17 protein-coding genes are annotated in these 23,897 nt (G+C 75.4%); 11 read left to right on the top strand and 6 right to left on the bottom strand.

All coding sequences use genetic code 11. From position 1 onward, the window contains the following. Positions 1 to 8: 8 nt before the first annotated feature. The 3 genes from AB0C87_RS41205 to AB0C87_RS41215 are packed head-to-tail and all read right to left on the bottom strand — an operon-like array spanning position 9 to position 5,954. Positions 9 to 3,362, bottom strand: a complete 3,354-nt coding sequence (locus AB0C87_RS41205; protein ID WP_360581982.1) for a DUF4132 domain-containing protein — start codon at positions 3,360 to 3,362, stop codon at positions 9 to 11. A 37-nt stretch (positions 3,363 to 3,399) separates the two neighbouring features. Further along, complete coding sequence (locus tag AB0C87_RS41210) at positions 3,400 to 4,788, bottom strand: FAD-dependent oxidoreductase (protein ID WP_345182491.1); 1,389 nt, start codon at positions 4,786 to 4,788, stop codon at positions 3,400 to 3,402. A 41-nt stretch (positions 4,789 to 4,829) separates the two neighbouring features. Continuing rightward, positions 4,830 to 5,954, bottom strand: a complete 1,125-nt coding sequence (locus AB0C87_RS41215) for an amidohydrolase family protein (RefSeq protein WP_360581984.1) — start codon at positions 5,952 to 5,954, stop codon at positions 4,830 to 4,832. A gap of 98 nt (positions 5,955 to 6,052) precedes the next feature. Between AB0C87_RS41215 and AB0C87_RS41220 the strand changes: the two genes are divergently transcribed. The 3 genes from AB0C87_RS41220 to AB0C87_RS41230 all read left to right on the top strand — a co-directional run bounded on the left by AB0C87_RS41220 (position 6,053) and on the right by AB0C87_RS41230 (position 9,567). Beyond that, positions 6,053 to 7,510, top strand: coding sequence for a glutamine synthetase family protein (locus tag AB0C87_RS41220; RefSeq protein ID WP_360581986.1), 1,458 nt, complete (start codon positions 6,053 to 6,055; stop codon positions 7,508 to 7,510). An 80-nt stretch (positions 7,511 to 7,590) separates the two neighbouring features. After that, positions 7,591 to 8,124 carry a CGNR zinc finger domain-containing protein gene (locus AB0C87_RS41225; RefSeq protein WP_345182485.1) on the top strand — a complete coding sequence of 178 codons (534 nt, stop codon included), beginning with the start codon at positions 7,591 to 7,593 and terminating at the stop codon, positions 8,122 to 8,124. Between the two features lie 87 nt (positions 8,125 to 8,211). Then, on the top strand, positions 8,212 to 9,567 hold the full coding sequence (locus AB0C87_RS41230; protein ID WP_360581988.1) for an aromatic acid exporter family protein: 1,356 nt from the start codon (positions 8,212 to 8,214) through the stop codon (positions 9,565 to 9,567). A 41-nt stretch (positions 9,568 to 9,608) separates the two neighbouring features. Here the strand turns inward: AB0C87_RS41230 and AB0C87_RS41235 are convergent, their stop codons facing one another. Then, positions 9,609 to 11,051 (bottom strand): hypothetical protein, encoded by a 1,443-nt coding sequence (locus AB0C87_RS41235; protein WP_345182480.1) that lies wholly within the window; start codon positions 11,049 to 11,051, stop codon positions 9,609 to 9,611. 165 nt (positions 11,052 to 11,216) lie between these two features. On the opposite strand from AB0C87_RS41235, the gene AB0C87_RS41240 reads away from it, so the two are divergent. From AB0C87_RS41240 to AB0C87_RS41255, 4 genes are read left to right on the top strand one after another with little or no spacing between them, the layout of a single operon-like run. Then, on the top strand, positions 11,217 to 12,746 hold the full coding sequence (locus AB0C87_RS41240) for an ABC transporter substrate-binding protein (RefSeq protein WP_353834762.1): 1,530 nt from the start codon (positions 11,217 to 11,219) through the stop codon (positions 12,744 to 12,746). 17 nt (positions 12,747 to 12,763) lie between these two features. Then, positions 12,764 to 13,306 carry an NAD(P)H-dependent oxidoreductase gene (locus AB0C87_RS41245; protein WP_360581991.1) on the top strand — a complete coding sequence of 181 codons (543 nt, stop codon included), beginning with the start codon at positions 12,764 to 12,766 and terminating at the stop codon, positions 13,304 to 13,306. 31 nt (positions 13,307 to 13,337) lie between these two features. Then, positions 13,338 to 13,901 (top strand): TetR family transcriptional regulator, encoded by a 564-nt coding sequence (locus AB0C87_RS41250; RefSeq protein WP_353834764.1) that lies wholly within the window; start codon positions 13,338 to 13,340, stop codon positions 13,899 to 13,901. Between the two features lie 11 nt (positions 13,902 to 13,912). After that, positions 13,913 to 14,698, top strand: a complete 786-nt coding sequence (locus AB0C87_RS41255) for an MBL fold metallo-hydrolase (protein WP_345182472.1) — start codon at positions 13,913 to 13,915, stop codon at positions 14,696 to 14,698. Here the strand turns inward: AB0C87_RS41255 and AB0C87_RS41260 are convergent. Continuing rightward, the gene (locus AB0C87_RS41260; RefSeq protein ID WP_360581993.1) at positions 14,689 to 16,929 is read right to left on the bottom strand and encodes an ATP-dependent RecD-like DNA helicase; all 2,241 of its coding nucleotides are present in this window, start codon (positions 16,927 to 16,929) and stop codon (positions 14,689 to 14,691) included. The genes AB0C87_RS41255 and AB0C87_RS41260 overlap by 10 nt on opposite strands. Before the next feature lie 128 nt (positions 16,930 to 17,057). Between AB0C87_RS41260 and AB0C87_RS41265 the strand changes: the two genes are divergently transcribed. Together AB0C87_RS41265 and AB0C87_RS41270 are read left to right on the top strand one after the other, a co-directional pair. Next, on the top strand, positions 17,058 to 19,187 hold the full coding sequence (locus AB0C87_RS41265; RefSeq protein ID WP_360581995.1) for a M28 family peptidase: 2,130 nt from the start codon (positions 17,058 to 17,060) through the stop codon (positions 19,185 to 19,187). Positions 19,188 to 19,296: 109 nt separating this feature from the next. Continuing rightward, the gene (locus tag AB0C87_RS41270; RefSeq protein WP_345182466.1) at positions 19,297 to 20,595 is read left to right on the top strand and encodes a serine hydrolase domain-containing protein; all 1,299 of its coding nucleotides are present in this window, start codon (positions 19,297 to 19,299) and stop codon (positions 20,593 to 20,595) included. Between the two features lie 13 nt (positions 20,596 to 20,608). Here the strand turns inward: AB0C87_RS41270 and mtnA are convergent, their stop codons facing one another. Further along, a complete protein-coding gene (gene mtnA / locus AB0C87_RS41275; RefSeq protein WP_360581998.1) occupies positions 20,609 to 21,646 on the bottom strand; it encodes an S-methyl-5-thioribose-1-phosphate isomerase in 1,038 nt (345 codons plus the stop codon). Positions 21,647 to 21,791: 145 nt separating this feature from the next. Here mtnA and AB0C87_RS41280 point away from each other — a divergent pair, with 145 nt between their 5' ends. Further along, complete coding sequence (locus AB0C87_RS41280) at positions 21,792 to 22,586, top strand: hypothetical protein (RefSeq protein WP_353835956.1); 795 nt, start codon at positions 21,792 to 21,794, stop codon at positions 22,584 to 22,586. Beyond that, positions 22,583 to 23,897: DNA polymerase Y family protein (locus AB0C87_RS41285; protein WP_360582000.1), on the top strand; the 1,315-nt coding region annotated here is incomplete at its 3' end. The genes AB0C87_RS41280 and AB0C87_RS41285, both read left to right, overlap by 4 nt.

Raw genomic sequence — 23,897 nt, forward strand, 5'->3', positions numbered from 1 at the left:
TCTCTTTCTCAGGTGAGCGTCGCCAGGTCGGCGAGGATCTCGGACACGGTGACCGGGTCGAGGTCGGCGAAGGAGCCCGTGGTGCCGCCGCCGAGCCACCTCTGCTCGGGGCGGTCCGCCAGGCCGACCGCGTCGAGTCTCTGGTCGGGCAGGGCGTCCACGGCGCCGACGGCGATGCCGGGGTCGAGGTCGATGACGATGTGGCGGCCGCCGGGCAGCCGCCGGGAGATCCAGGGTTCGATGCCCGCGTCCTGAGGCGCGCCGCGGTCCCAGCCGCGCGAGGTCAGGCCGAGCACCTTGCCGACCGGGACGGTCAGGCCCTCGAACCGTTCGAGCCTGCCGTCGCTCCCCTCGCCGTCGGCGAGGACGTGGACGGGACGTCCGAGCTGCGGGAACGGCTGCAGGATCTCGTAGTCGGCGAACACCTCCGACCAGGCGGCGAGCGAGCCGCCGAGGTCGACGGGATGCGCGACCCGGACCCGCGCCGTGTCGGCGATCTCGACGGTCTCGTCGTCGACGTCGGCGTACGTGCCGTCCTCGGCGACGCGGAACGCGGTCGTTCTCGCGTCCCCCTCCTCGCCCTCGGACGCGAGCCACACCAGGCGCCGGACGAGGTGCCGGACGAGCGGGTGCCCGGCCAGCAGCTCCCGGAACTCCCGCGCGGGCCAGCGGCGCCGCGCGACCATGGCCGCCTCCAGGCGGCGGAGCTGGTCGGCGGCGACGGTCCGCACGTCCTTCTTCAGCGCCGAGAACGCCTTGGCGGCGGCCGGGGCGAGCTCGGGGTCGTCCTTGGCCCCGGGTTTGGGCAGCGCCTTGCGGCGGGCGCCGTCCTCGTCCGCCACGAAGGGCTTGAGCTGCTCGTCGAAGCCGACGACGAAGCGGCGGGGGCCGTAGTCGAGCGTGAGGGTGCCGTCGGCGTCCAGCCCGAAGTCGGGGACGAGCCGGTCGGCGAGCTGCTCCGCGGTCAGCTCCAGCCCGGCGGCGACCTCCTCGATCTTCTCCTGCGCCCGGGCCCTGAGGGCCTTGAACTTCACCCGCTGCGCGATGCCGTGCAGGTGCGTGAGCGCCACGTCGGTGCCGATGGCGGCGAGGACGTCCAGGCCGGTGACCGCCTTGGCGTGCCCGCCGTCGCCGGGCCACGCCCGGATCACCGGGGTCAGGCGGCGGACGGTCTCGTCGTCGCCGGTGAGGCCGAGCTGCGCCAGGGCCCAGCCTTCCTTGGACGGCGCGCCGTGCGCCTCCCACTGCCGGAACAGCCGCCAGCCGAACTCGGCGAGGGACTCCCGGTCGCACGCGTCGCGGACCGCCCGCACCCCCGGGTAGACCTCGGCGGGCCGCGACATCGCGAGCATCGTCAGGACGTGCCGCGCGGCGGCGTCCGGCAGGGCCCGCTCGCGGTCGCGCAGCAGGATCTGCGGGAGCAGCCGCACGTCGGCCCAGTCGCCGACCTGCGGGATCTTCGCGGGGAGGACGTCCAGCGGGTCGGCCGTGACCAGCGCCTCGACCGCGTCCGCCGCGCGGTCGCCGTGGACGCGGGCCGCCGCGACGACCGCCTCGGCGCCGTGCCGGTCCGCGACGAACCGCAGGGCGGCCTCGGCGGCGCGGCGCTGGGCGCCCGCCTTGCCGAGGGCGGGCGGCACCAGGGCCGGGACGGCGGCCGGGCCGTGCCGCCGGAACCAGGTCTGCGCGGTCCTGCCCGCCTGCTTGAGCCGCACGAGCCAGTCGGCCATGAGCCGCGCGACCTCGTCGCTCAGGAACGGCAGGAGGACGGCGCCCACGCCCGCGGGGTCGCGCCGCGCCGCGAAGACGGCCGGGTCCAGAGCGTCGAGCTCGAACCGGGCGACGACGACCCGCATCCATTCGCCCACGTACCAGGGGTCGGGCGGCTCCCAGCCCGCCAGGAGCGGGCGGACGAGGTCCTCGGGCGCCTCGACGAAGAGCACGGGCTGCTGGTGGGAGGGCAGCGCGCCGTTCCTGAACTTCTCCACCTGGGCGGGCCATTCCAGACGCTCCACCCATCGCCACATGTGGCGGAGGTCCACCGTCCAGGCGTCCCGCTCGCCGGGCTCCCAGGCGATGAGGCGCGTGCCGGGCGAGGCCAGGTCCTTGACGACGACGGGTTCGGCCTTCGTCCGGGGCCGGGTCCACGGCGGGTCCGCGAGCAGCGGCGGCAGGGCGTCGCCGGACGCCTCCGGGACCCGGACGGTGGTCTCGCGGAGCGCGCCGATCACCGCGCGCGACTCCTCCGGAAGCTCCGGCAGCGTCTCCTCCACCAGCTCGGGATGGGTGAGCAGGTGGGCCCGCAGCAGGTCCTCCGCCTCCGGCGTCCGCGCGGCCGGGGCGAGCAGGCGCAGCGCCCGCCGCGGATACGCCCGCGCGGCGGCGATCAGCGCGGGCTGGACGTACCTGTGGCTGATGCGGTCCACGAGGGCCTGGAAGGCCTCGTCCACGGGGAGCCGGGCGAGCACGTCCAGCAGGCTCCGGTAGGTGTCGGTGTCGGTGTACTGGCCTTCCAGGGCTCCGGCCACCAGCGGCACCGCACCGGACGGGCCGACGCCGTCCACGAGGGTCGCGACGACGCTCGTCCCCCGGTCGTAGTAGCCGAGCGGCAGGACGGCCGGGTCGGCCTGCTCCTGCTCGCCGAGCGAGCAGAACAGCATCCACCGGTGCACCGAGAAGGGCGGCAGGCCGACGATCGCCGGGTCGGCGCGGACCTCGTCCACCCAATCTCCCCTGGTCGGCACCAGGTAGGACACGACCATCCGCTGCATCGGCGTCCGGCGCCGGGTCGCCAGCGCCTCGACGGACGCGGCGTACACGTCGTCGTCGGCGGCGGCCAGCAGGGCGCGCAGGTGCCGTGCGGCGCTCTCCTCGGACCACCACTCGCGGTAGTTGCCGGGCGTCCCGGTCCAGCGCACACCGGTCCAGGTCGCCTGGCTCCCCGCCTGCCGGTAGTCGCTCGTGACCTCGGGCAGCTCGGCGTAGGCGGCCGCCGCGAACGGCAGGCCGTGCTCGGCGGCCCAGGCGTCCCGGAACGGGTCCTTCCCGCCGAGTTCGAGCAGGCCGCGCTTGGACACCGCGACGGTCGCTACCACCGCCGCGCCCAGCGCGTCGGCCTCGCCCTTCAGGTAGGCGCGGCCGTGCTCGGCCAGCTCGGGCGGCGTGCCGGGCAGCGCGAGGACGTCCTCGACGCCGGCTCTGGCGGCCTCCACCAGGGCCCGCGCCTTCTCCACCGCCGCGGCGTCGATCCGCGCCCGCGGCCACGGCCCCGGCCGGTCCCGGCGGGGATGGGCGACCCGCCGCCACGCGTCCGGCATCTCCCAGGTGTTCTCGTCGGCCGCCCCCGGCCCCGCAGTCGCCATGAGGCCACACCGTAGGGGAGATCACCGACAAAGGGGATCAAGAGCCGGAGCGCATGTCCCGCTCGACGGCGTCGGCGGCCTTGCGGGCGGCGACCAGGACGGGGTCCCAGACGGGCGCGAACGGCGGCGCGTAGCCGAGGTCGAGGCCCGTCATCTCCTCGACCGTCATCCCGTTCCACAGCGCGATCGCCAGGCCGTCGACGCGCTTGGCGGCGTTCTCCTCGCCGACGATCTGCGCGCCGAGCAGCCGGCCCGAGCGGCGCTCGGCGATCAGCTTGGTCGTCATCGCGGCGGCGCCCGGGATGTAGCCGGCCCGGGTGGTGGACTCGACGGCGACGCTCAGCGTCTCGAACCCGGCCGCGGCCGCCTCGGCCTCGTTCAGCCCGGTCCGCGCGACCTCCACCCGGCAGATCTTGGAGACGGCCGTGCCGACCACGCCGGGGAAGGTGGCGTAGCCGCCGCCGATGTTGATGCCGGCGACGCGGCCCTGCTTGTTGGCGTGCGTGCCGAGCGCGATCGCGACCGGCGCGCCCGAGACCAGGTGGCGGGTCTCGACGCAGTCGCCCGCCGCCCACACCCCTTCGGTGCGGGTGCGCATCCGCCGGTCGGTGACGATCCCGCCGGTCGGGCCGGTCTCGATCCCGGCCCGCTCGGCCAGTCCGGAGGCCGGCCGCACGCCGAGCCCGAGGACGACCAGGTCCGCGGGCAGCGTGCGGTCCCGCGTGCGGACCGCGGTGACGCGCCCCTCCGGGGAGGTGTCGAAGCCCTCGACCGGCTCCCCCAGGTACAGCCGCACGCCGATGCCGCGCATCGCGTCCGCGACGATCGCGCCCATGTCCGGGTCGAGGGTGCGCATCGGCTGGTCGGCGAAGTCCACGAGCGAGACCTCCAGGCCGCGCATCACCATCGCCTCGGCCATCTCCAGGCCGATGTAGCCGCCGCCCACCACGACGGCGCGGCGCGGGTCCCGCTCCTCGACGGCGCGGCGGATCGCCACGCCGTCGTCGAGGATCTGGACGCCGTGGACGCCCTCGGCGTCCACGCCGGGCAGGTCCGGGCGGGTGGGGACGGCGCCGGTCGCGACCACGAGCCGGTCGTAGGGCTCCCAGCGCTCGCCGCCGCCGTCGAGGGAGCGGATCCGCACCCGGCCGCCGCCCGTGTCGATCTCCACGGCCTCGGTGCGCAGCCGCAGGTCGATGCCGCGCTCGCGGAACTCGGCGGGCGTGCGGGCGACGAGCGCGTCCAGCCCGTCCACCACGCCGCCGACGAAGTACGGGATGCCGCACGCCGAGTAGGACGCGTGGCGCCCGCGCTCCACGGCGACGATCTCCAGGTCCTCGGGGCCGCGCAGCCTGCGGGCCTGGGACGCGGCGCTCATCCCCGCGGCGTCGCCCCCGATGACGAGCAGGCGTTCACGTGCGGCCATGCCGGTTCCTCCCGATTGCCGGTGCTGCCCGAAAGATCGGCTCACTCCAGACCGTAGACCCGGCGGGCGTTGCCGGAGGCCACCAGCCCCGCGACCCGCTCGGCGTCGCGGGCCGTCCAGGCTCCGTCCTCCACTCCCCCGGCCAGGAACCCGGCGAGCCCGCGCCGGAACAGCAGCGCCCCGAGGTGGTAGAGCTCGGCCAGCCCGAACGCGTCCGAGGAGTACAGCACCTTCCCGAACGGCGCCAGCTCCAGCAGCTCGGCGATGAGCGCGGGCGACCGGTGCCCGAGGTTGTGGGTCGCCAGGCCCGCGTCGACGTGCACGTTCGGCAGCACCTGCGCCAGGTACCCGGCGTGCCGGTGGAACGGGTAGTTGTGCAGCAGCATCGCGGGGACGGGGGCCATGGCGCGCAGCAGCTCGATGAGCAGCAGCGGGTCGCCGCGGCGCAGGTCGGCGTCCACGTCCCCGTAGCCGACGTGGAACTGGACGGGCACCCCGGCGTCCACCGCGCACCAGACGAGGAACCGGTGCAGGGTCTCGTCGCACACGCGCGGCGGGGCGCCGACGCTCTCCGCCGCGCGCATCAGCCGCCCGGCCGCGCCGGCGACCTCCGCCTCCGGCGGCCGCACCCCCGACAGCTCCAGCCCGGCCCGGTACGCGGCGATCGACTTGGCCCCCACGGCGCCCGCGGCGAACGCGGCGTGGAGCCGGGAGCGCACCTCCCCGGCGAACCGGCCCGCCTCGACGCCGTCCGCCGCCGCCCGCTCCGCGACGGTCTCCAGCCGCACGATCTCGTGCGCCCTCGCCCCGGCCAGCCGGCCGAGGGCGGGCGGGTCGAGGATCGCCTCCGGCGTGTAGCCGGTGTCCACGCAGAGCACGTCCAGCCCGGCGGCCGCCAGGAACCGCCGGTTCACCTCGGCAGCGCCCAGCTCGGCCCGGCGCGCCAGGTACTCCTCGGGCTCGGCGTGGGCGCCGAGCCCGAGGACGGGCGGGCACCAGCGCCGCAGCGCGAACCCGACCTGGGTGTCGAACATGCTCACGCCGGGCGGTCCCGCGGTCTCCGCCTCGGTGAGCGCCTCCTCGAACGCCGTCCTGCCGAGGTCCTCGCCGAGGACACCGTGGCAGTGGTGGTCGACCAGCCGCAGCGACTCCAGATACTCCAGCACGGCTCCCGCATCCTCCCTGAAACGCGACTGCGTTCTCCCTACGATGCCCTTACGGAGCGTGTTCACCTCCGCCGCCACCCGACCAGGAGCCAGCAGCCGTGGAACCCACCTCGCATACCTCCCTGCAAGGCGGCGACGCCGGAGAGCAGGCCCTCGACGGGCACGACCGGGCCCGGATGGGCGCCCGCGCGGCCGAGGCGGCGCGCAGGATGGCCGGCGAGGGCATCGTCGCCGTCGCGCTGACGTGGGTGGACGTCAGCGGGATCACCCGCACCAAGACCGTCCCGGTGGAGCGGCTGGAGCACGCCGCGGCGTGGGGCGTCGGGATGTCCCCGATATTCGACGTGTTCCTGCTGGACGACTCGATCGTGTCCGGGCGCCACATCGGCGGCCCGACCGGCGACCTGCGGCTGCACCCCGACCTGGACCGGCTCGTCCCGCTGGCCGCGCTGCCGGGCTGGGCGCACGCGCCCGCGGACCGCTACGCCCAGGACGGATCCGTCCACCCGCTGGACGCGCGGGCCCTGCTGCGCCGCGAGGCCGACCGGCTCGCCGGGCTCGGCTACGCGGTGAAGGCCGCGTTCGAGATCGAGTGGGCGGTGTCGGACGGCGACGGCGAGGACTTCTCCCCGGCCTGCAAGGGCCCCGCGTACGGGATGACGCGGGTCACCGAGCTGGCCGACTACCTGCGTGACCTTCTGAAGGCCCTCAAGGCGACGGGCGTGAGGGTCGTCCAGCTGCACCCGGAGTACGCGCCGGGGCAGTACGAGGTCTCGGTGGCCGCCGAGGACCCGGTCGGCGCGGCCGACACCGCCGTGCTCGTCCGGGAGACGATCCGGGCGGTGACGATCCGGCACGGGATGGCCGCCTCGTTCTCCCCCAAGGTGGAGGCCGACTCGGTCGGCAACGGCGCCCACGCCCACCTGAGCCTGTGGCGGGACGGCACGGCGGGTGGCACGGCGGGCGGTGCGGTGAACGCGATGGCGGGCGGCCCCGGACCGTACGGGATGACGGCGGCCGGGGAGGCGTTCGCCGCGGGCATCCTGCGCCGGCTGCCCGCGCTGCTGGCGGTCGGCGCGCCGTCGGTGGCGAGCTACCTGCGGCTGGTCCCGTCGCACTGGTCGGGCGCGTACGCGTGCTGGGGGCTGGAGAACCGGGAGGCCGCGCTGCGGTTCGTGACGGGGGCCGAGGGCGAGCGGGCCACCGCCGCGAACCTGGAGGTCAAGTGCCTGGACGCCGCCGCCAACCCGTACCTGCTGCTGGCGGCGCTGCTCGCGGCGGGGCGGGACGGCCTCGGCGCCGGCCTGAGGCTGCCGGAGCCGGTCGACGTGGACCCGGCGGGCCTGGCGGAGGAGGAGCGCGCCGCGCGGGGCATCGCCCCGCTGCCGGCGTCGCTGGCCGAGTCGGTCGCGGCGTTCGAGGCCGACACCGTCCTGCGCGAGGCGCTCGGCGAGGCCGTCACCGACACGGTGGCGGCGGTGCGGCGCGGGGAGATCGCGCTGCTGGACGGGGCGACGCCGCAGCAGGTGGCCGCCGCCACCCGCTGGCGGCACTAGCGGGCGCTCCGGTCCTCCGCCGCGCCCGCCCGCCGCGACCTACCATTTACTGATCGACCGCGGGACCGGAGGCTCGGGCAATGCGCATCACCGGATACAAGAGCCATGGGGTGGCGGCCGCCGCCGCGCTGGTCAACGCCGCGACGGCGGCCGACGGGGACGACTCCCCCGACGCGCTGCGCCGCCTCCTGCGGGACAACCAGTTCTTCTGGCAGGAGTTCGAGGACGCCGACGCCGCCGACTTCCGGCGCTGGGGGCGGGTCCTGCGCCCCTTCTTCGAGGCGGCCCGGCTGGAGGAGGCGACGGCGATGCTGAACCGGCTGATGCTGGAGATGCCGATGCACCCGCACCTGGCCGACCACGAGCCGCACGGCCTGCACATGCACTACGCGCCGCCGTCGTCCCGCCTGGTGGAGCGGTTCCGGGCGACCACGCTGATGAACCTCGCCGAACTGATCGTCGAGCACGGGCTCGGCCGGACGGGCGTCTGCGCCGCCGACGGCTGCGACCGCGTGTACGCCGACACCTCGCGGGCGGGGCGGCGCCGGTTCTGCTCGGAGTCCTGCGCGAACCGGACGAACGTCGCCGCGTTCCGCGCCCGCCGGCGGGAGTGACCCGCGCCCTCCGCTCCCGAACCCAGCCGTTTTGTGATCTTTGTCCATCCCTGTGACCTTTACCCGCCTGCGGGAATGACAGAGCGCATGTCGCTCGTGTTCTTCCGCCGCCGCTCCGGCGAAGGTGATCGCGGCGGCCGCTCGCCGCTGCGGGTGGCCACGGAGGTGCGGTCCACCGCGTACCGCATCGCCCGCCTGACGATCACCGCCACGCTGGCGTTCGTGCTGGCCCTCGCGGTGCTGCCGGTCGGCGGGCCGCAGCCGCTGCTGGCGCCGCTGACCGCGCTGCTCGTCGTGCAGTTCTCCGTCTACCAGACGATCAAGGCGAGCGTCCTGCGGGTCGCCGCCGTCACCTCGGGGGTGCTGATCGCGGTGCTGGCCGCGAGCACCATCGGGTTCTCCTGGTGGACGCTCGGCCTGACGATCCTCGCCGCCCTGGTCATCGGGCACGCGCTGCGCCTCGGCGAGCACGTGCTGGAGGCGCCGATCTCCGCGATGCTGATCTTCGCGCTGGGGTCGGCCAGCGAGGCGGGCGCCGCCGACCGCGTCCTGGAGACGCTGATCGGCGCCGCCACCGGGCTGGCGGCCACGCTGCTGGTGCCGACGGTGCGGGTGCGGCCCGCCGAGGAGGCGGTCCAGGACGTCACCGAGAAGCTGCGGGAGCTGATCTCCGACATCGCCGACGGGCTGCGCGGCGAGCGCACCCAGGGTGAGGCCGCCCGCTGGCAGGCGGAGGCCGAGCGGCTCGCCCGCGAGCTCGGCCGCACCGACCGGGAGCTCGGCGCCGCCGAGGAGAGCGTCCGGCTCAACCCGCGGACGCGGGCGCGGCGGCTCATCGACGCCGGCGTCGCCCTGCGCAACGCCATGGAGACGCTGGAGCACTTCACGCTGTCGCTGCGGGGGCTCACCCGGTCCCTGGCCGACGACGAGCGGCTCGGCGACCGGGGCCGGCTGCTGACCGATCCCGAGCTGCGCCGCGAGCTCGGCGACGCGCTGGCCGGGATCGCGGCCAGCGTCGCCTCCTACGGCCGGCTGGCCCGCTCCGACCTGACCCGCGACGCCCGGCCGTTCCTCGCCGAGCACGAGCTGGAGGTCCGGGTGGACGTGGCCCGCGAGCGCCGCGCCCGGCTCACCCGGCGGCTGCACGAGCGGGCCGCGGCCGGGGACCTGTGGCCGCTGTACGGGGAGGTGTCCATGGACATCGACCGGCTCATCGAGAACCTGCGCGTCGAGCACCGGGCCCGCGCCCGCGAGCACTGGCGGCGGCACCGGGGCGCCTCCCGGCACCTGCCCGCGCGGCCCGTCCAGGTCGTCCAGCAGGCCGGGCAGCAGCTGCGCCGGGCGGCCGGGTCCGCGGTCGCGGCCGCCGAGCGCGGCGCCGGCGAGATCGAGACGCGCCACACCCGGCCCGAGCAGGACGAAGACCCGCCCCCGGGGGGATAGGGACGGGTCTTCGCGCGGGGCGTGGGGCCCCGGTGGGACGGTCAGCGGAAGGTGGGCTCCAGGACGTCGACGCCGCGGGTGTTGTCGGCGACGTAGACGTACTTGCCGTGCCAGTACGGCTGCCAGGAAGCGGCGTCCGCCGGGCGGTAGTAGGCGACCTGGCGCGGGTTCGTCGGGTCCGTGACGTCGAGGAACCGGGTGCCCTGCGAGTAGAACGACTGGGCGATCACGCCGTCGCGCACGTCGAAGTAGTGCGCCGAGCAGTCCGTGCTCTCGGGGTCGCTGCCCTCCTTGCCGGCCACGCCCCACGTCGCGACGGTGTTCAGGCGGAACTTGTGCTCCGGCGTGGACCGCCAGCCCTCACCGCCGTAGGAGCCCTTCAGCGACGCGATCACGAGCAGGCCGTCGTTGGCGCAGCCGTCGTTGAACGTCTCCTCGGTGACGTACAGCAGCTTTCCGTCGCCCCACCGGCGCGGGTCGGCGGCCTGGTCCCGGGTCCGCCCCACGGCCCGGTAGCTGTTGTGCATGAAGGTGGAGTTGGTGGTGGCCTCGTCCAGCCCGCCGCCCGCGTAGGGGACGGGGTCGACCGCGGTGGCCTTGCGCCACTTCCTCTTCACCGGGTCGTAGTGGCGGCCGGTGGTGTAGTAGCCGCGCACGCCGCCGCGCCCCGAGGCCCAGGCGACCCCTTCGGAGTCGACCTGGATGTCGTGGGTGTAGTCGGTCTTGCCGTCGTTGCGGCCCGTGTCGATCGGGTCCTTGTGGACCTTCGGCTTGGCGGGATCGCGGACGTCGGTGACCCAGACGGGGCGCCCGCCCCAGTCCGCGGGCATCCAGCTGGCCTTGGCGGGGCCGCCCGTCCACAGGTACTTGCAGTCGTCCACGCAGGTCGTCGTGTGCCCCGCGGGCACCGTCACGTAGGTGATCTGGCGCAGGCTCTCCGGCTTGGAGGCGTCCACGACGTAGATGCCCGACTCGCCGGTGGCGGTGGTGCCGCCGAACGCGCGCGGGTCGCGGGACAGGTAGATGATCTTGCGCTTGGGGTCGAAGTCGGTGTCCTCGGTCTCCCACATGCCCGGCATGTTCAGCTGCCCGACCAGCTTGGGGACGCGGGGGTCGGCGCTGATGTCGTAGGCCTTCAGCCCGAACTGGCCGGTCGCGTACATGATCGTCCGCTTGTGCGGACCCCGGCCGTAGTCCATGAACATCAGGGAGATGGCGCCCTTGGCGTCCGAGACCCCGCCGACGCGCCGCACCCCCTTGACCGCCTCGGACTTCGTGCTCGCGGGCGCGGCCCGGCGGTAGTGCCCGGCGTGGCCGCCGGCGCCCTCGCCGGCGGTGGCGGCGGCCTGCCCGGTCTGCGTCTTGGTGTTCTCCGGCTCGGGCGGGCACGCCCAGGCGCTGCCGGCCATCAGCGCAACGGACGCCGCGACCGCGACGCCGCCCTGCAGCAGGCGTCCGGAGGGAAAGGATGTGCGGGGGAGCATCGCGCCTCCACGGAATGGATCTTCGCAAGCGCCAGTGTGACCGCCGCCGCGCTCTTGATCAACAGGTCGGCGGGTCACGAAATGGCCTCAGCACCGTGAGGACTGGTGGGACCTGACACCGTGGTCTACCCTCCCCTGGGACCGCCCAGCTCCCGGGAGAGGCCAGTGAAGAGCTCAGCCCGCACCGCCGCCCTCGTCGCCGGCGCCGTGGCGGTGCTGGTGGCGCCGGTCGCGGCCCTGAAGGCGTGGAGCGAGCCCGCCGACCCGCGGATCTCGGTCGGCGCCCCGGCCCCCGCGACGCTGCTGCCCGGCGATGTCCGCGACGCCTCCGGCCGGATGATCGCCAACGCGGTGTGGACGGGCCTGGTCTCCTACGACGCGAAGACCGGCGCGCCCGCGAACGCCGCCGCCGAGTCGGTCACCAGCCCGGACCGGCGCGTCTGGACCGTCCGGCTCCGCCCCGGCGCGACCTTCCAGGACGGCTCGACCGTCACGTCCCGCTCGTTCACCGGCGCCTGGACGGCCGTGCTGCGCGAGCGCTGGGCCGGGTCGCGCCTGTTCACCGACGTCGCCCGGGTCGAGGGCGCCCGCGCGGGCGAGGACGAAGTCCCGGGCCTGAAGGTGAAGGACGACCGGACCTTCGAGGTGACGCTGGACCGCCCGCTCAGCGGGTTCCCCGCCCTCCTCGGCGACCCGGCGTTCTTCCCGATGCCCGAGAGCGTCCTGGCGTCGCGCGACTGGGCGTCCTACGGCCGCGCCCCGGTCGGCAACGGGCCCTTCCGGGTGACGTCCCGGAGCGCGCGGGAGATCGTCCTGCGCCGCCGGTCGGGCGAGGGCCGGTCCGTGGTCGTCAGGGCGATGCCGGACGCGAAGCGCCAGTACACCGCCGCCGGCGCCGGCGACCTCGACGTCGCCACGCTCGTGCCGCCGGACCGGCACGAGTCGATGGAGGCCGACTTCGGCGACCGGCACCTCGCGGTCCCCGGCCGCGACGTCACCTTCCTGGCGTTCCCGGCCCGGCTGGAGCGGCTGTCGTCCCCGACCGTCCGGACGGCGCTGTCGATGGCGATCGACCGGTCCGCCGTCACCGAGGGGCCCCTCGGCCACCAGTACTCCCCCGCCGACTCGCTCGTCGCGCCGGGCATCCGCCCCGGCCACCGCGAGGGGCAGTGCCGGTTGTGCGTCCACGACTCCAAGGCGGCGGCCGCCGCGCTCGCCGACGCGGGCGGGCTGAAGGGCCCGCTGAACCTCTGGTATGAGGCGGGCCGGGGCGACGACGCGTGGGTGAAGGCCGTCGCCGGCCAGCTCGGCAGGGAACTGAAGCTCGACGCCCGCCCCCGTCCCGTCGCCGACCTGCGCGAGGCCGTGGAGTCCCGCGAGGTGGACGGCCCCTTCGTCGTCCACACCATCGCCGCCTACCCCGCGCCCGTCGCGGCGCTGGCGCCGCTGCTGGACGCCGGAACCGGTCTCGACGACGAGTACGCGACCGGCCTCCTCACCGAGGCCGAGCGCGCGGCCACCCCGGAGGAGGGCGTGGTCCCCGCGCGCCTCGCCGAGAGCGCCCTGCTGCGCGACATGCCCGCGATGCCGCTGTGGTCCCGCCACGACCACCTGGTCTGGTCCGAGCGCGCCCGGGGCGTCACCGCCGACGCCTTCACGGGCCTGCGCCTCGACCGGCTGACCGTCGGAGACTGACGCGTAGCCTGACGATCATGACGAACGTGCTGATGCTCTGCGGGAGCCTGCGCAAGGGGTCCACGAACGAGGCGGCGCTGCGCACCGCGCGGGCGGTGGCGCCGGACGGGCTCGACGCGACGCTCTACGCCGGCATGGGCGACCTGCCGCACTTCAACCCCGACGACGACCGCGAGCCGCCGCACCCGGCCGTCGCGGGGCTGCGCGCGGCGATCGGCGCCGCGGACGCCCTGCTGATCTGCACCCCTGAGTACGCGGGCGCGCTGCCCGGCTCGTTCAAGAACCTGCTCGACTGGACGATCGGCGGCGGCGAGATCTACGAGAAGCCCGTCGCCTGGCTGAACGTGGCCTCCCCCTCGGCGCCCACGGGCGGCGGCGACGCGCACGCCTCGCTGCGCAAGGTGCTCGGCTACGCGGGCACCGAGATCGTCGAGGCCGCGTGCGCGCGCATCCCGGTGACCCGGCCGGACGTGGGCGAGGACGGCCTGGTCCGCACCGCGGAGCCGCGCGCGCGGATCGCCGGGGCGATGGAGGCGCTGCACGCCGCGCTCCGGCGTTGACGTACTAGACCAGTCTACCTAGTATCGCCCCATGACACCTCGGGGCGAGACGCGCGAGCGCGTGCTGCGGACGGCGGCGGAGCTGTTCCAGCGGCAGGGCTACCACGGCACCGGACTCAACCAGGTCCTCGCGGAGAGCGGGGCGCCGAAGGGCTCGCTGTACTTCCACTTCCCGGACGGCAAGGAGCAGCTCGCGTCGGAGTCGGTCGCGCTCTCCGGCCGCGCGGTAGGCGAGGCGCTCGCGGGCGCCCTGATCGCCGCGCCGGACGGCCGGGCCGGCCTCGCGGCCCTCGGCGACCACTTCGCGAACGCGCTGCTGGAGTCCGGCTTCGGCAAGGGGTGCCCGGTCGCAACGGTGGCGCTGGAGACGGCCGCCGAGAGCGAGACCATCCGCGCCGCCTGCGACGGCACCTACACCGAGTGGCAGGACGGCATCGCGGCCGCCCTGCGCGGCTGGGGCGTGCCAGACGAGCGCGCCGATCCGCTGGCCGCGCTCGTCCTGTCGTCGGTCCAGGGCGCGGTCATGCTGGCCCGCGTCCGGCGCGACGTGTCCGTCATCCACGAGGTCACCCGCCAGCTCGGCGACCTGCTCTGAAGGAGAACCCCATGCGCGTCCGCCATCTCGACTGCGCTCCCATGCGGGAGATCGAACCGGCCGACGGGCCGGAGAGCCCGCTGCGGCCCGCGCGGGCCGTGGGCCACGTGCTGCTGGTGGAGACCGACTCGGCCGGCCTCGTGCTCGTGGACGCCGGCATCGGGCTCGGCGACATCGAGCGCCCGTCCGAGCGGCTGCTGGACGACTGGGTGGAGATGGCGGGGCCGACCCTCGACCCGTCCGCGACGGCCGTCCGGCAGATCGAGGCGCTCGGGTACGCGGCGGCCGACGTCCGGCACGTCGTCCCCACGCACCTGCACCGCGACCACGCGGGCGGGCTGAGCGACTTCCCGGACGCGGCGGTCCACCTGTTCGAGGCGGAGCTCGCCGACGGAGGCAAGACCCCGGCCCAGCTCGCCCACGGCCCGGAGTGGGTCGCCTACGCGGGCGCCGAAGGCGAGACCTGGCACGGCTTCGAGGGCGTCCGGTCGCTGGAGGGCGTGCCCGAGGACGTCCTGCTGGTCCCCCTCGGCGGCCACACGCCGGGCCACGCGGGCGTGGCGGTCCGCGACGGCGACCGCTGGCTGCTGCACGCGGGCGACGCGTACATGTACCACGGGGAGGTCGACCGCCCCGACCCGGTCGTGCACCCGCTGATGGAGCTCGTCCAGGCGGGCGGCGAGGTCGACCGGGAGCTGCGCCTCGCGAACGTGGCCCGGCTGCGGGACCTGGCGCGCGGCGGCGACATCGAGATCTTCTGCGCCCACGACCCCTGGGAACTGGCCCGTTACCTCTGAGACAGGCGGTGGGTGAGGGCGGTGTGGCGGCGGCCGGCGCCGGCGGTGCGGACGGCGGCGGCCAGGGCCCGGCGCGACCCGACGAGGACCACCAGCTTCTTGGCCCGGGTGATGCCGGTGTAGAGCAGGTTGCGGCGCAGCATCATCCACGCGCCGGTGGTGAGCGGGATGACGACGGCCGGGTACTCGCTGCCCTGCGAGCGGTGGATCGTGATCGCGTACGCGTGGGCGAGCTCGTCCAGCTCGTCGAAGGCGTAGTCGACGCTCTCGTCCTCGTCGGTCACGACGGTCAGTGACTGCTCTTCCTGGGACACGGACGTGACGACGCCGACGGTGCCGTTGAAGACGCCGGCCTCGCCCTTGTCGTAGTTGTTGCGGAGCTGGGTGACCTTGTCGCCGACGCGGAACACGCGGCCGCCGTAGCGGCGCTCGGGACGGGCGTCGTCGTGCGGGGTCAGCGCCTCCTGCAGCAGCGAGTTCAGCGTGCCCGCCCCGGCGGCGCCCCGGTGCATGGGGGCGAGGACCTGGACGTCGCGGCGCGGGTCGAGGCCGAACCTGCGCGGGATGCGGTGGGCGACCACGTCGACCGTCAGCTCGGCGGCCTCGTCCTGCTCGTCGCAGGGGAACAGGAAGAAGTCGGGGTAGCCGCGGGTGTGGGGGTGCTCGCCGGAGTTGACGCGGTGCGCGTTGACGACGATGCCCGACTGCTGGGCCTGCCGGAAGATCTTCGTCAGCCGGACGCGCGGGACGGCCTCGGCGCCGAGCAGGTCGGCCAGCACCTCGCCCGCGCCGACGGAGGGGAGCTGGTCGACGTCCCCGACGAGCAGCAGGTGCGCGCCGCGCGGGATCGCCTTCACCAGCTTGTTGGCCAGGATGAGGTCGACCATGGAGCACTCGTCGACGACGACCAGGTCGGCGTCCAGGGGGTTGTCCTGGTCGAACCTGGGGTCGCCGCCCGGCTGGAGCTGGAGCAGGCGGTGCACGGTCGCGGCCTCGTGGCCGGTCAGCTCGGCGAGGCGCTTGGCCGCCCGGCCGGTCGGCGCCACCAGCACGATCTTGGCGTTCTTGGCGGCGGCCAGCTCCACCACCGAGCGGACGGTGAAGCTCTTGCCGCAGCCGGGGCCGCCGGTCAGCACGGCCACCTTGGACGTCAGCGCGAGCTTGACCGCGTCCTCCTGCTCGGGGGCGAGGGCCTGGCCGGTGCGCCGCTTCAGCCACGGCAGCGCCTTGCCCCAGTCGACGTCGGCGAACGCCTTGAGCCGGTCGGCGGGCGCGTCGAGCAGCTCCAGCAGCCCGCGGGCCAGGGAGCGTTCGGCCCGGTGGAACGGGACGAGGTACACGGCGGGGATCGTCGCGGCGTCGTCGCCGTCCCCCGGGATCGGCTCCCGGACGACGCCCTCCTCGCCCGCCAGCTCGTCGAGCGCCGGGACGATCAGCTCCCGCCCGACGCCGAGGATCTTCTCCGCCGCGGTGACGAGGTTGGGCTCGGGCAGGAAGCAGTGCCCGTCGTCGGCGGCCTCCGACAGCGTGTACTGCAGGCCCGCCTTGATGCGCTCGGGGCTGTCGTGCGGGATGCCGACGGCCTGCGCGATGGTGTCGGCGGTCTTGAACCCGATGCCCCACACGTCCGAGGCGAGCTGGTAGGGCCGCTTGCGGACGGTGTCGATCGAGGCGTCCCCGTACTGCTTGTAGACGCGGACGGCCAGGGACGTGGAGACGCCGACGCCCTGCAGGAAGACCATGACCTCCTTGATGGCCTTCTGCTCCTGCCAGGCGTCCCCGATGCGCTTGGTGCGCTTGGGGCCGAGGCCCTGGACCTCGACGAGCCGCTCCGGCTCCTCCTCGATGACGCGCAGGATGTCGGTGCCGAAGTGCCCGACCATCCGGTCGGCCATCACCGGGCCGATGCCCTTGATCATGCCGGAGCCGAGGTAGCGGCGGATGCCCTGGATCGTCGCCGGCAGGACGGTCGTGTAGGAGTCGACCTCGAACTGCTTGCCGTACTTCGGATGCGAGCGCCACCGCCCCACCAGGCGCAGGCTCTCCCCCACCTGCGCGCCGAGCAGCGCGCCCACGACGGTGAGCAGGTCGGGCCCGCTCTTGGCGGTCGTGACGCGCGCGACGGTGTAGCCGGTGTCCTCGTTGGCGTAGGTGATCCGTTCCAGCACCGCCTCCAGCTCCGCCGGACGCGGCGTGGCGGGTGGGTTCGGGGAGGCCGGCACGCCCACCATGGTGCCCGATCGGCCCGGTGGGATGGCCGGATCCGGCAGACGTTCTGGATCTTCCCGTGATCACGACATACGTTCCGGGCGCACCCGTACACCAGCACCCATACAACGCGTACTGGGAGGTATCACCGGTGTTCCGCTCCCGAACCCGGGCACTGGCCGCGGCCGGCGGCCCCGTCCTGTCCGTCGTCCTCGCGCTCGCGGCCGCTCCGGCCGCGGCCTCGCCCCCCGCCCCGGCGAAGGACGGTCCGATCGCGGGCTTCACCGCGAAGAGCGCGCAGTGGCAGCGCCGGTACGAGCGGCTGCTGTCGGCCGTCCCGTCCGCGCGGACGGCCCGCGACCTGGACGCCGAGCTGGCGCGCGAGCCCGCGCTGGCCACCACGACCGGTGACCGGCACCGCGTCGGGCGGATCGTCGCCCGCCTCCGGTCCTACGGCCTGAAGCCCGAGGTCAGGACGTACTACGCCTACCTGTCCATGCCGGAGCGGGTGCGGGTCGAGATGACGGCGCCGCGGCACCGGACCCTGCCGGTCAAGGAGAGGCCGCGGCCCTGGCAGCGGTTCTACGACCAGGTCGTCCCCTCCCACAACGGCATGTCGCCGTCCGGGAACGTGCGGGGCGAGGTCGTCTACGCCAACTACGGCCGCCCCGAGGACTTCGCGCTGCTCGCGAGGAACGGCGTCTCGGTCAAGGGCAAGATCGTCCTCGTCCGGTACGGGGCGGTGTTCCGCGGCATCAAACCGCGCGAGGCGGCCCGGCGCGGCGCCAAGGCGGTGCTCATCTACTCCGACCCGGCCGACGACGGGTCCGCGCGCGGCCCGGTGTACCCGGCCGGGCCGTGGCGCGCCTCCGACGGCATCCAGCGCGGCAGCATCGCGCAGATCCAGCTCGCGGCCGGGGACCCCCAGACGCCCGGCTGGCCGTCGGTGAAGGGCGCGCGGCGCGTCCCGCCGTCGGAGGCGCCGATGCTGAAGGGGCTGGTCCCGACCACGCCCATCTCCTACGGCGCGGCCGAACCGCTGCTGCGCGCGTTGAAGGGCAAGGAGGTGCCGAAGGAATGGCAGGGCGGCCTTCCGTTCACGTACCGCTTCGGGCCGGGCGGGACGCAGGCGCACCTGGATGTGAAGAACACCTTCCAGGTGCGCCCGCTGTGGGACGTCATCGTGCGGATCCCCGGCAGCGAGCACCCCGAGCAGGAGGTCATGCTCGGCGCGCACCACGACTCCTGGGTGTACGGCAGCAGCGACAACCTGTCGGGCACCGAGAACGTTCTCCAGGTGGGGCGCGCCCTGGGGACGCTGCTCAAGGAGGGGTGGCGTCCTAAGCGCACGGTCGTCCTGGCCACGTGGGACGGCGAGGAGTACGGGCTGTTCGGCTCCACCGAGTACGCCGAGCAGCGCGCGGACCTGCTCCGCAACACCGTCGCCTACGTGAACATGGACGGCGCCGGAGGGTCGCATTTCGGCGCGTCGGCGACGCCCGCGCTGGACCGCTCGGTCATCGACGCCTCCAGGGAGGTGCTCTGGCCCGGTACGGACGGGACGCTGTACGAGGCGTGGAAGGCGCAGAACGCCGGCGAGACCCCGATCGACCGCATCGGCGGCGGCTCGGACTTCCAGGCGTTCTTCCAGCGGTACGGGGTGCCCGCCATGGACGTCGGCGCCGCGTCGCCGGGATCGTCCGGGAACTACCACTGCTCCTGCGACGACTTCTACTGGATGGAGCACTTCGGCGACCCGTCCTGGGAGTACCACGCGGCGATGGCGCGGCTGGCCGGCATCGCGACGCTGCGGCTCGCCAACGCCGACGTGATCGCGATGGGCTACCGCCCGTACGCGCAGGAGACGGCCCGGTACCTCGCCGACTTCACCGCCGAGCAGCGCAGGCGGCTCGGGTCCGTGGTCGTGGACGTCTCGCGCGACATCGCGCAGGCCGGGGCCTGGCAGCGGGCGGCGGAGGCGCTCCAGGCGCGCGCTGGGGAGGCACTGCGCGAGGGCGACACGGCCGCGTTCCGCCGCCTCAACGACAAGATCATGCAGACGGAGCGGGATCTGCTGGCGCGGGCCGGGCTGCCGGGCCGCCCCTGGTACCGGCACCAGATCTACGCGCCCGGGATCGACACCGGCTACGCCACGCAGCGGCTGCCCGGGCTGAACGACGCGCTGTTCACGGACCGCGACGTCCGCGCCGCCAGGGAGCAGGAGGCCCGCCTGTTCGAGGGACTGCGCGCCGCCACCCGCACCCTCACCCCGGAGGAGTGACCCGGAAGGCGTTCCCGCCGGAAACCGGCCACCTCGCCTCAAGATCATGTTAGTTTCCCCGCGCACCCCATTTGGATCTTGTGGGGGCGGGTGATCTGGAGGGGACGCGATGGCGCAGGGGCTCAGTCGGCGGGACTTCGGCAGGCTCGTGGGATCCGCGGGGCTCGGCCTCGCGGCGCCCGCGCTCGCCGGCGGATGCGGCACGGCGACCCAGCGGGCGGCGACGCGGGCGGGCACGCGGACGTGGCGGGTCTCCGGGACGGCGGGCGCCGGGCTCGGCGGCTTCGACAGCGCCGTCAAGTCGCTGATGCAGGCCCGGAACATCCCGTGCGGGTCGCTCGCCGTCATGCGCAAGGGCAAGCTCGTGCTCGCGCGCGGCTACACCTGGAGCGACGACGCGGCGCTGAGCGTCCAGCCGACGTCGCTGTTCCGGCTCGCCAGCCTCAGCAAGGCCGTCACGGCGACGGCGGTCGCCCGGCTCGTCCAGGACGGCAGGCTCAGCCTGTCGGCGCCCGTGACCGACCTGCTGACGCTGACGCCGCCGCCCGGCCAGTCCGCCGACCCGCGCCTCGCGCAGGTGACGGTGCGGCGGCTGCTGCAGCACCTCGGCGGCTGGGACCGCGACGTCTCCGGCGACCCGACCTACCGCGACCGGGCCACGGCGCAGCTGCTGGGCGTTCCGCTGCCGATCACCCGGGAGCACATGGTCCAGTACGGGACGGGCCTGAAGCTCGACCACGACCCCGGCACCACGTTCGCCTACAGCAACTACGGCTACCTGCTCCTCGGCCAGATCATCGCCAAGGCCGCGGGCATGGGCTACGAGCAGTACGTCCAGCAGAGCGTGCTGGGCCCCATGGGGATCACCCGGATGCGGCCCGGCCGGTCGCTGAAGGCCGACCGCGCGCCCGGGGAGGTGCCCTACTTCTCGCAGCGGACCGGCCCGTCGGTGTTCGACGCGGCCGGGACGACCCTCCCCGCCCCCTACGGCACGTTCAACGTGGAGAACCGCACCGCGATGGGCGGCTGGCTCGCGTCCGCCGTCGACTACGTGCGCTTCACCCGGATCCACGACGGCGGGACGAGCGTGCTGAACTCCTCCTCGATCGCCTCGATCTTCGCCAAGCCGGAGACGGGCCTGAACTCGGGCGGGTCCTACTACGGCTTCGGCTGGTACGTGCGCGACGTGACGGGCGGCCGGAACACCTGGCACTCCGGCGCGCTCGACGGAACCAGCACGATCGTGACGCGCCGCTACGACGGCGTGACCTGGGCGCTGCTGTTCGACCAGCGCGACGACCCCTCCGGGCTCACCTACGAGTACGACGACTTCAGCGCCCCGCTGCACAAGGTCGCGAACGCGGTGACGACCTGGCCGTCCACGGACCTGTTCGGCACGTACTTCTGACCCGTCCGCGGAGCTAGACCCGGGACGCGGCGGCGGCAGCGGGCGTGGCGCCCGCCGAGACCTCCAGCACGCCCGTCTCGGTGACCAGCGCGGTCACGAGGCGGGCGGGCGTCACGTCGAACGCGGGGTTGTACGCGCCCACCCCCTCCGGGGCGGTCCGCGCGCCGCCCCAGGCCAGGACCTCCCCGGCGTCGCGCTCCTCGATCGGCACGCCCGCGCCGTCGGGGAGCGCGAGGTCGACCGTGCTCCACGGCGCGGCGACCACCAGCGGGATCCCGGCCTCCCGGCAGGCCAGCGCCACGCCGACCGAGCCGATCTTGTTGGCGGTGTCGCCGTTGGCGGCGATCCGGTCGGCGCCGATGACCGCGACGTCCACCAGCCCGCGCAGGACGGTGCTCGGCGCGGCCCCGTCCGCCTGCACCACGCAGGGGATCCCGGCTTGGTCGAGCTCCCACGCGGTGAGCCGCGCGCCCTGCAGCAGGGGGCGGGTCTCGTCCGCGTAGACGATCTCGACGCGTCCCCGGCCGTGCAGTTCCCGGACGACGCCGAGGGCCGTCCCCCAGCCGGCGGTGGCGAGCGAGCCGGCGTTGCAGTGCGTCAGCACGCGCAGGGGCCGGTCCCCCGCCCGGGCCAGGATCCAGTCGGCGCCGAAGGCCCCGATGGCCCGGTTGCCGCGCACGTCCTCGTCGAGCAGGGCCTGGGCCTCGGCCGCCACCGCGTCGGCGCCCTGCGCGACGAACGGCAGGACCCGGTCCACCCCGGCGGCCAGGTTCACCGCCGTGGGGCGGGCCTCCCGGACCCGGGCGATCGCGGCGTCGCGCCCGGCGGCGTCCCAGCCCTCGCGCTCGGCCTGGCGCACCGCGACGGCGACGCCGAACGCGCCCGCCACGCCCAGCGCGGGGGCGCCCCGCACCACCAGCCGCCGGATCGCCTCGACGAGCGCGTCGACGTCGCGGACCGCGAGGAACTCCACCCGGTGGGGCAGGACGGTCTGGTCCAGCAGGCGCAGGGCGTCGCCCGTCCATTCGATGGTCGGCACATCGGTCGTCATATCTCCATCATGCCCAAAATGCCGTGAAGCCCGGCCCTATCGGGCTTTCGGACGTGCCCGGCCCCCCGGCGTGACCTGCGACAACTTGACACAGGTCGAACTCATGTTCGAGATTTGTGCGGGAGGATGCGAGAGGAGGGCGAGCGTGCCGGAGGCGGCCCTGCGGGATCTTGCGGCGGCGCTGGAGGACACCGGCCCGGCGGCGCTCACGGGCGCCGGACCGGGGACCGTGCCGGTGCTGCCCGCCCTGCGGACCGTGGTCCCCGGCGGCGGGCTGCGCCCCGGCTCGGTCGTCGGCCTGGACGGTCCCGGCGCCGCCTCCCTCGGCCTCGCCCTCGCCGCGGGCGTGTCCCGGCACGGCGGCGAGGACGGCGCCGGCGGCTGGTGCGCGGTCGTCGGCCTGCCGGGGTTCGGCGTGGCCGCCGCGGCGGGCATGGGCGCCGCGCCCGAGCGGCTGCTGCTCGTCGACGAGCCCGGCGACCGCTGGCCGGACGTGGTCGCCGCCCTGGCCGAAGCCGTCGAGCTGGTCCTGCTGTGCCCGCCGGAGCGTCCCGGCGCCGCCGCGGTCCGCCGGCTGTCGGCGCTGGCCCGCAAGCACGGCTGCGTCCTCACGCTGACCGGCGCTTTCGCCCGCGACTGGCCCGGCACCCGGCTCCGCCTCCGTGTGGAGGACCCGGTCTGGGAGGGGCTCGCCGGCGGGCACGGCAGGCTCACCGGCCGCCGCGTCCAGGTCGTCGCCGAGGGGCGCGACGCCCCCGGCGCCGGCCGCCGCGCGAGCCTGTGGCTCCCCGCGCCCGACGGCACCGTCCGGCCGGTGGAGACCGCGCGGCCGCCGCTGGAGCTCGTGCCCGGCGCCGTGGCGGCGGGCGCGCCCGTCCATCCGCGGCCGTCGGGCCCGCCGCCGCTCGTGCGGGTGCCGGCCGAGGAGGGGATCGCGTGACCAGGGTCCTGGCGGCGTGGTGCCCCGACTGGCCGGTCACCGCGGTCGGCATCGATGCGGCGGCCCCGGGCGCGGTGGTCGTGCGGGGACAGGTGGCGGCCTGCTCGGCGGCGGCCCGGGCCGAGGGGGTGCGGCGCGGGCAGCGGATCCGCGATGCCCAGCGGCGGTGCCCGGAACTGGTGGTGCGCGAGCGCGACACCGACGCGGAGGGACGCCGCTTCGAGGCGGTGGCGCAGGCGGTCGCGGAGCTGACGCCGCGCGTGGAGGTGGTGCGGCCGGGCCTGTGCGCCATCCCGGCGCGCGGCCCGGCCCGGTTCTACGGGGGCGAGGAGGCGCTGCGCGTCCTGGTGCAGGACACGGTCGTCGAGGCCGGCCACGACTGCGGGTCGGGGGTCGCGGACGGGCTGTTCGCGGCCGAGCTCGCGGCGCGCGCCGGGCAGGGCGGCGTCGTGGTGCCGGAGGGCGGCGCGGCGGCGTTCCTCGCGCCGTACCCGCTGTCGGTGCTCGACCGGCCGGAGCTGGCCGACCTGCTCCGGCGGCTCGGCGTCACGACCCTCGGCGACTTCGCGGCGCTGCCGTCCGGGCACGTCGCGGGCCGCTTCGGGACCGACGGGGCGCTCGCGCACCGGCTGGCGCGGGGCGAGGAGCCGCGCCCGCTCGCGCCGGCCCGCGCCGCCGCCGACCTGTCGGTGCGCGGCGGCTTCGACCCGCCCGCCGAGCAGGCGGAGCGGGTCGTGTTCGCGGCGAAGCGGCTGGCGGGCGAGCTGCACGAGGGCCTCGCCGCGGGCGGGCTGGCGTGCGTGCGGCTGGAGGTCGCGGTCGGGTTCGCCGACGGGCACGTCCTGCGGCGGCTGTGGCGGCACGACGGCCTGTCGGCGCTGGCCGTCGCCGAGCGGGTGCGGTGGCAGCTGTCGGCCCACCGGCCGGCCGGGGGGCCGGGGGGGGGGGACCCACAGGGCGGCGGGACGTGCGGGGGGGTGGCGCCCCCCCACCACCTCCCCAACCACCGCAGGCAGGAGCGGGACTGGGGGCGCACCACCGTCACCGACCGCATCGCGCGGGCCGCCGACCGGATCCAGGCGCTCCTCGGCCACCGCGGGATCGCGCGGCCGGTGCTGGTGGGCGGGCGCGGGCCGGGCGAGCGGGTCGTCCGCGTCCCGGTCGGCGACCTCGCCCCGGCCGAGCCGCGGGAGGGGCCGTGGCCCGGGAGCGTGCCCGGGCCCGCGCCCTCGGTCGTCCCGGCGGCGCCGGTGCCCGCCGAGCTCGCCGACGCGTCCGGCGCGGCGGTCGTGGTGTCGGCGCGCTGCGAGG

Origin of the sequence: Actinomadura sp. NPDC048021, assembly GCF_040653135.1 — a bacterium.
In the GTDB taxonomy this organism is placed as follows: Bacteria; Actinomycetota; Actinomycetes; order Streptosporangiales; family Streptosporangiaceae; genus Spirillospora; species Spirillospora verrucosospora.

What these genes read in the sequence shown, in the direction of transcription:
- AB0C87_RS41255 (WP_345182472.1), top strand. Translation starts at nt 13,913, where the DNA reads ATGCGCGTCCGCCATCTCGACTGCGCTCCCATGCGGGAGATCGAACCG.
- AB0C87_RS41250 (WP_353834764.1), top strand. Translation starts at nt 13,338, where the DNA reads ATGACACCTCGGGGCGAGACGCGCGAGCGCGTGCTGCGGACGGCGGCG.
- AB0C87_RS41260 (WP_360581993.1), bottom strand. Translation starts at nt 16,929, where the DNA reads ATGGTGGGCGTGCCGGCCTCCCCGAACCCACCCGCCACGCCGCGTCCG.
- AB0C87_RS41270 (WP_345182466.1), top strand. Translation starts at nt 19,297, where the DNA reads ATGGCGCAGGGGCTCAGTCGGCGGGACTTCGGCAGGCTCGTGGGATCC.
- mtnA (WP_360581998.1), bottom strand. Translation starts at nt 21,646, where the DNA reads ATGACGACCGATGTGCCGACCATCGAATGGACGGGCGACGCCCTGCGC.
- AB0C87_RS41245 (WP_360581991.1), top strand. Translation starts at nt 12,764, where the DNA reads ATGACGAACGTGCTGATGCTCTGCGGGAGCCTGCGCAAGGGGTCCACG.
- AB0C87_RS41230 (WP_360581988.1), top strand. Translation starts at nt 8,212, where the DNA reads ATGTCGCTCGTGTTCTTCCGCCGCCGCTCCGGCGAAGGTGATCGCGGC.
- AB0C87_RS41225 (WP_345182485.1), top strand. Translation starts at nt 7,591, where the DNA reads ATGCGCATCACCGGATACAAGAGCCATGGGGTGGCGGCCGCCGCCGCG.
- AB0C87_RS41235 (WP_345182480.1), bottom strand. Translation starts at nt 11,051, where the DNA reads ATGCTCCCCCGCACATCCTTTCCCTCCGGACGCCTGCTGCAGGGCGGC.
- AB0C87_RS41210 (WP_345182491.1), bottom strand. Translation starts at nt 4,788, where the DNA reads ATGGCCGCACGTGAACGCCTGCTCGTCATCGGGGGCGACGCCGCGGGG.
- AB0C87_RS41205 (WP_360581982.1), bottom strand. Translation starts at nt 3,362, where the DNA reads ATGGCGACTGCGGGGCCGGGGGCGGCCGACGAGAACACCTGGGAGATG.